The 5,918-nt window shown below is 61.7% G+C and carries 3 protein-coding genes; all 3 read left to right on the top strand.

Features of this window, described 5'->3' with window-relative positions:
- Window positions 1-312, top strand: a 312-nt coding sequence (locus E8M78_RS23920) for a toprim domain-containing protein (RefSeq protein ID WP_246658388.1), incomplete at its 5' end; no start/stop codon positions are given.
- A 73-nt stretch (window positions 313-385) separates the two neighbouring features.
- On the top strand, window positions 386-991 hold the full coding sequence (locus E8M78_RS18575) for a DUF1419 domain-containing protein (protein ID WP_137136473.1): 606 nt from the start codon (window positions 386-388) through the stop codon (window positions 989-991).
- An 89-nt stretch (window positions 992-1,080) separates the two neighbouring features.
- Window positions 1,081-5,918, top strand: a 4,838-nt coding sequence (locus E8M78_RS18570; protein WP_246658389.1) for a DEAD/DEAH box helicase family protein, incomplete at its 3' end; no start/stop codon positions are given.

Raw genomic sequence — 5,918 nt, 5'->3', positions numbered from 1 at the left:
GCCGAACTTACTCTGCGACCCGGACTGACATTGGTCGCGGCCACGGATGCCAATTCCCAAGGGGACATTTTCGCAGAACGACTGCGTGCGCTCGCCGAGGCGTCCGGCTGTGACTGGCAGCGGCTCCGTCCGCCGGCAGAGGACTGGAACGAAGTCCTGAAAGCCAAGGATAAGGAGAGACGGGAAAGGAAAATGGAGAAGAAGAGGAGGCCTGCCGCATGCGCGCCGGCCGCATCAAGGGAGGCTTCGCCCGGCAAGAGCCGGCCCTTGACCCGTCCGGACACGGACGCAGCAACGCGGGAGGGGTCATGAAGGACTGAAGAGAAGGACGAGGTCGAAACGACAGTGCTGCCTTCGGTCCCCAAACCCCGAAAGGATCAAGCCGATGACCTCGATATCCCTCCCCCGCAAAGTGTTTCAAGGTGTTGCCAAACGCACCGACATGTTCCGGATGTTCGACCGGCACGCCAAGCGCCCAGATCGATTCGATGGTGATCAGTCAGCCACCTATGCCGGCGAGTGGTTCGAGATCGACGAGGCCTCCTACACCTACATGCTCGACATTCTGCCGCCGCTCTGGATGCGTGGACCGATCTTCGCAATGCGCGAGTTCATGACCGGTTTCGTAACCTCGGTCTTCTACGCGATCCGGATCGATAACACCGTCCGCTATTTCCACACCTACTGCGACCTCTCCGATCCGAATTCGGTCGAGGCGATGCGCTCGGCGATCCTTGACCGCGAAACCCGGCCGCTTCGGGCGATGAGCCGCGAAGAACGGCTTGAACATATCTGGAGCACGACCGCGGATGACTATCGCGGTTATGCCGGAGATCTATGGCCAAAGCCGATGCAGGGCCATCGCACGATCATGCTTTATGGCGGCAAGGAAGGCGCGTTCCTGAAACTGCTCGACACGCTGACCGATGACGAGATCGCGGCCAAGCTGCCGGTGCATCTGCGTCACCTCCCCTCACCCCTGGCCGCCTGAGCCAGAACCAATCCTCTCAATCCGAGCGCTGCAGCCGGTCGAATCCTCGACCGGACGACTTCGCACGCCCGCTTTCCACGGAGATTTCCATGAGCAACGATCCATTTTCACATGATAGAATTGGCACCTTCGACATGTTCGGCAGCTCTGCCCTGTCCTCCGGGCTCGGGCTTGGTGTGACCGCGTTTGGCGGCTTCTCTCCCGATGCTGCCAATGATGACGATCCGGAACCCACGCCGCCGGCGCCGCCACCTGCCATGCCGGTCGCTGCCACCCCCATCCGGCGCACCGGCCTTCGGGCAAACTTCTATCTTGAGGGTGACCGCGGCCTGCCTTCGTCCTGGAAGGATCGCGCCCGCGCCAATGTTGCGGCGATCCTGATCGCGAACAACATCGAGAAGCAAGATCGACCAGCCACCCCGAAGGAGCAGGCGCAACTCATCCGCTTCACCGGCTTCGGCGCGAGCGAACTGGCGAACGGGATGTTCCGCCGTCCTGGCGAGGTCGATTTCCGGCAGGGCTGGGATGATCTCGGCTCTTCGCTCCAAACAGCCGTCTCCGAAGCCGACTACGCGTCCTTGGCCCGCTGCACCCAATATGCCCATTTCACGCCGGAGTTCATCATCCGGGCGATCTGGGCCGGCATCCAGAGACTTGGCTGGCGTGGCGGCCGCGTCCTTGAACCGGGGATCGGCACGGGACTATTTCCAGCGCTGATGCCAGAAGCGTATCGAAACAGCAGCCACGTCACCGGCGTCGAGCTTGATCCGGTCACCGCGCGGATCGTGAAGCTGCTGCAGCCGAAGGCCCGGATCATCAACGGTGATTTCGCCCGCACCGAGCTTGCACCCATCTACGATCTCGCCATTGGCAATCCGCCCTTTTCCGATCGCACCGTCCGCTCAGACCGCGCCTACCGGGCGCTCGGCCTTCGCCTGCACGACTATTTCATAGCCCGATCGATCGACCTGCTGAAGCCTGGCGCACTTGCCGCCTTCGTGACCTCACACGGCACGATGGACAAGGCCGATACGACGGCGCGGGAGCATATCGCCAAATCCGCGGACCTGATCGCCGCGATCCGCCTGCCCGAGGGCAGCTTCCGCCGTGACGCCGGCACGGATGTCGTGGTCGACATCCTGTTCTTCCGCAAGCGAAAGCTCGGTGAGCCGGAGGGCGATCAGCTGTGGCTCGATGTCGATGAGATCAGGCTGGCCACCGATGAAGAAGATGCGATCCGCGTCAATAGGTGGTTTGCCCGTCATCCCGACTTCGTACTCGGCACGCATGCCCTGACTTCCGGCCCGTTCGGCGAGACCTACACATGCCGGCCCCGCGACGGCGAGGATCTTGAAACGGCCCTCGCAGATGCCATCAACCTCCTGCCGGTCGATCTCTACGATGGCGAGCCCACGTCGATCGATATCGATCTGGAAGACGAGTTGGGCGAGATCGTCGACCTGCGGCCGAAGGACAGCGCTGTTCGCGAGGGAAGCTTCTTTGTCGACCGCTCCAAGGGCCTGATGCAGATGCTCGACGGATCGGCTGCGCCGATTACCGTCCGTAAGGGTCGCTCAGGCGATGGAATCCCGGAAAAACACGTTCGGATCATCAGCAAGCTGATCCCGATCCGCGATGCCGTGCGCGAGGTGTTGAAGGCACAGGAAAGCGATCGCCCCTGGCGTGATCTTCAGGTGCGGCTGCGTATCGCCTGGTCGAGCTTCGTACGGGATTTCGGCCCAATCAACCACACGACGGTGTCGATCTCGGAGGATGCCGAGACCGGCGAGGTGCGCGAAACCCACCGCCAGCCGAACCTTGCACCGTTCCGCGACGATCCCGATTGCTGGCTGGTCGCCTCGATCGAGGATTACGATCTGGAGACCGATACGGCAAAGCCTGGCCCGATCTTTTCCGAACGGGTGATCTCGCCGCCGTCGGCGCCGACCATAACATCTCCGGCCGATGCGCTTGCCGTCGTCCTGAATGAGCGCGGCTATGTCGATATCGACCATATCGCCGAGCTGTTGCACGCCGATCCCGCAACCGTGATCGACAAGCTTGGTGACGTCGTGTTCCGTGATCCCTCTGACGGTTCGTGGAAGACAGCCGACGGATATCTTTCTGGAGCCGTCCGCACCAAGCTCGCCGCCGCTCGGGCTGCGGCTGAGCTCGATCCGACCTATGCGCGCAATGTTCGAGCCTTGGTGGAGGTCCAACCGGCCGACCTTCGACCCTCCGACATCACCGCTCGTCTCGGCGCCCCATGGATCCCGGCTGCCGATGTCGTGGCTTTCGTAAAAGAAACGATGGAAGCCGATATCCGCATCCACCATATGCCGGAACTCGGCTCTTGGACCGTCGAGGCCCGCCAGCTCGGCTACAGTGCCGCTGGCACATCAGAGTGGGGCACGAGCCGTCGCCATGCCGGTGAACTGCTTGCCGATGCTCTGAACAGCCGGGTCCCACAGATCTTTGATGTGTTCAAGGATGCCGACGGCGAGCGGCGGGTCCTTAACGTCGTCGATACAGAGGCCGCTCGTGATAAGCTGCAGAGGATCAAGCAGGCGTTTCAGGACTGGGTCTGGACAGATCCTGATCGCACCGACCGGCTGGCGCGGGACTACAATGACCGCTTCAACAATATCGCGCCGCGCAAATTCGACGGCTCACATCTCAAACTTCCGGGCGCTTGCAGCGCGCTAGCTCTTTATGGGCACCAGAAACGCGGCATCTGGCGGATCATATCTTCAGGTTCCACCTACCTTGCCCATGCCGTCGGCGCCGGCAAGACGATGACCATGGCAGCAAGCATCATGGAACAGCGCCGGCTCGGTCTGATCGCCAAGGCGATGCTCGTTGTTCCTGGCCACTGCCTGGCACAGGCCGCCCGCGAGTTCTTAGGCCTCTATCCTAACGCGAGGATCCTCGTCGCTGACGAGACGAATTTTACCAAGGACAAGCGTGCCCGTTTCCTGTCACGTGCTGCAACCGCGACCTGGGATGCGATCATCATCACGCATTCGGCCTTCCGGTTTATCGCCGTGCCCTCGGCGTTCGAGAGCCAAATGATCCAGGACGAGCTGCAGCTTTACGAGGATTTGGCTTGCAAGGTGGACAGCGAGGACCGCGTCTCGCGCAAGCGCCTCGAGCGGCTGAAGGAAGGATTGCAGGAGCGGTTGGAAGCTCTCTCCACAGCTAAGGACGATCTGCTGACGATCTCGGAAATCGGCATCGACCAGATCGTCGTCGACGAGGCGCAGGAGTTCCGAAAGCTTTCCTTCGCCACCAACATGTCGACGCTGAAGGGCATCGATCCCAATGGGTCGCAGCGCGCCTGGGATCTCTACGTCAAATCCCGCTATATCGAGACGAAGAATCCCGGCCGGGCGCTCGTGCTGGCCTCCGGCACGCCGATCACCAACACGCTCGGCGAGATGTTTTCGATCCAGCGCCTGCTCGGCTTTGACGCCTTGCGCGAGCGCGGGCTGCACGAGTTCGACGCCTGGGCCTCCTGCTTCGGCGATACCACGACAGAACTCGAAATCCAGCCGTCGGGCAAATACAAGCCGGTGAGCCGCTTCGCCTCCTTCGTCAACGTGCCAGAACTGATCGCCATGTTCCGGTCGTTTGCGGATGTCGTGATGCCGGAGGATCTGCGGCAATATGTGAAGGTCCCGAACATCTCGACGGGCCGGCGGCAGATCCTGACGGCCAAGCCGACCGCCCTGTTCAAGACCTACCAGCAGATGCTGGACGCGCGCATCAAGGCAATCGAGAACCGTGAGGGGCCGGCCAAGCCCGGCGACGATATTCTGCTCTCTGTCATTACCGATGGTCGCCATGCGGCGATCGATCTGCGGCTTGTCATGCCGGGCGCTGAGAACGAGGAGGACAACAAGCTCAATCTGCTGGTCCGCAATGCCTACAGAATCTGGCAGGAAACTGGTAAAGCGATCTATCGCCGCCCGGACGGCAAGCCATATGAACTTCCGGGCGCCGCGCAGATGATCTTCTCCGATCTCGGCACGATCAATGTCGAGAAGACAAGGGGTTTCTCAGCCTATCGCTGGATCCGCGACGAGCTGATCCGTATGGGCGTGCCGGCATCACAGATCGCCTTCATGCAGGACTACAAAAAGACCGAGGCCAAGCAGCGCCTGTTCGGTGATGTGCGCGCCGGAAAAGTCCGCTTCCTCATCGGCAGTTCCGAAACTATGGGCACCGGTGTCAACGCCCAGCTAAGGCTGAAGGCGCTGCACCATCTCGACGTGCCGTGGCTGCCGTCGCAAATCGAGCAGAGAGAGGGCCGGATCGTGCGGCAAGGCAACCAGCATGAGGAAGTCGATATCTTCGCCTATGCTACCGAGGGAAGTCTCGATGCCTCGATGTGGCAGAACAACGAACGAAAGGCCCGGTTCATCGCCGCCGCGCTCTCCGGCGACACCTCAATCCGGCGGCTGGAGGACGTCGGTGAAGGCGCGGCAAACCAGTTTGCGATGGCCAAGGCCATTGCGTCAGGCGACGAACGGCTGATGCAAAAGGCCGGGCTGGAGGCCGACATTGCTCGCCTGGAGCGTCTGCGCGCCGCCCATGACGACGATCTCTTTGCCGTCCGGCGGCAAATCCGCGACGCGGAGCGCGAGATCGAGACGGCGACCCGCCGCATCGGTGAAATCGGCCAGGATATCGAACGCCTGGTCCCCACTTCTGGCGATGCCTTCGCCATGACCATCATGAGCAAGTCCTACTCCGAGCGGAAAGACGCCGGTCGGGCGTTGATGAAGGAGATCCTCACCTTGGTCCAGCTCCAGAGCCAAGGTGAAATCCACATCGCATCGATCGGCGGCTTCGATCTCATTTATGAAGGCGAGCGTTTTGGTCGCGGTGACAATTACCACTACCAGGCGCTGCTCCAGCGGACGGG

Origin of the sequence: Rhizobium sp. FKY42 (assembly GCF_005222835.1) — a bacterium.
Classification (GTDB): domain Bacteria; phylum Pseudomonadota; class Alphaproteobacteria; order Rhizobiales; family Rhizobiaceae; genus Neorhizobium.
Note: the sequence above shows the minus strand (reverse complement) of the source record. Positions and strands in the feature narration are given on the sequence as shown.

Excerpts from the sequence above, each read along its gene's own strand:
- E8M78_RS18575 (WP_137136473.1), top strand. The coding sequence starts at position 386 with ATGACCTCGATATCCCTCCCCCGCAAAGTGTTTCAAGGTGTTGCCAAA.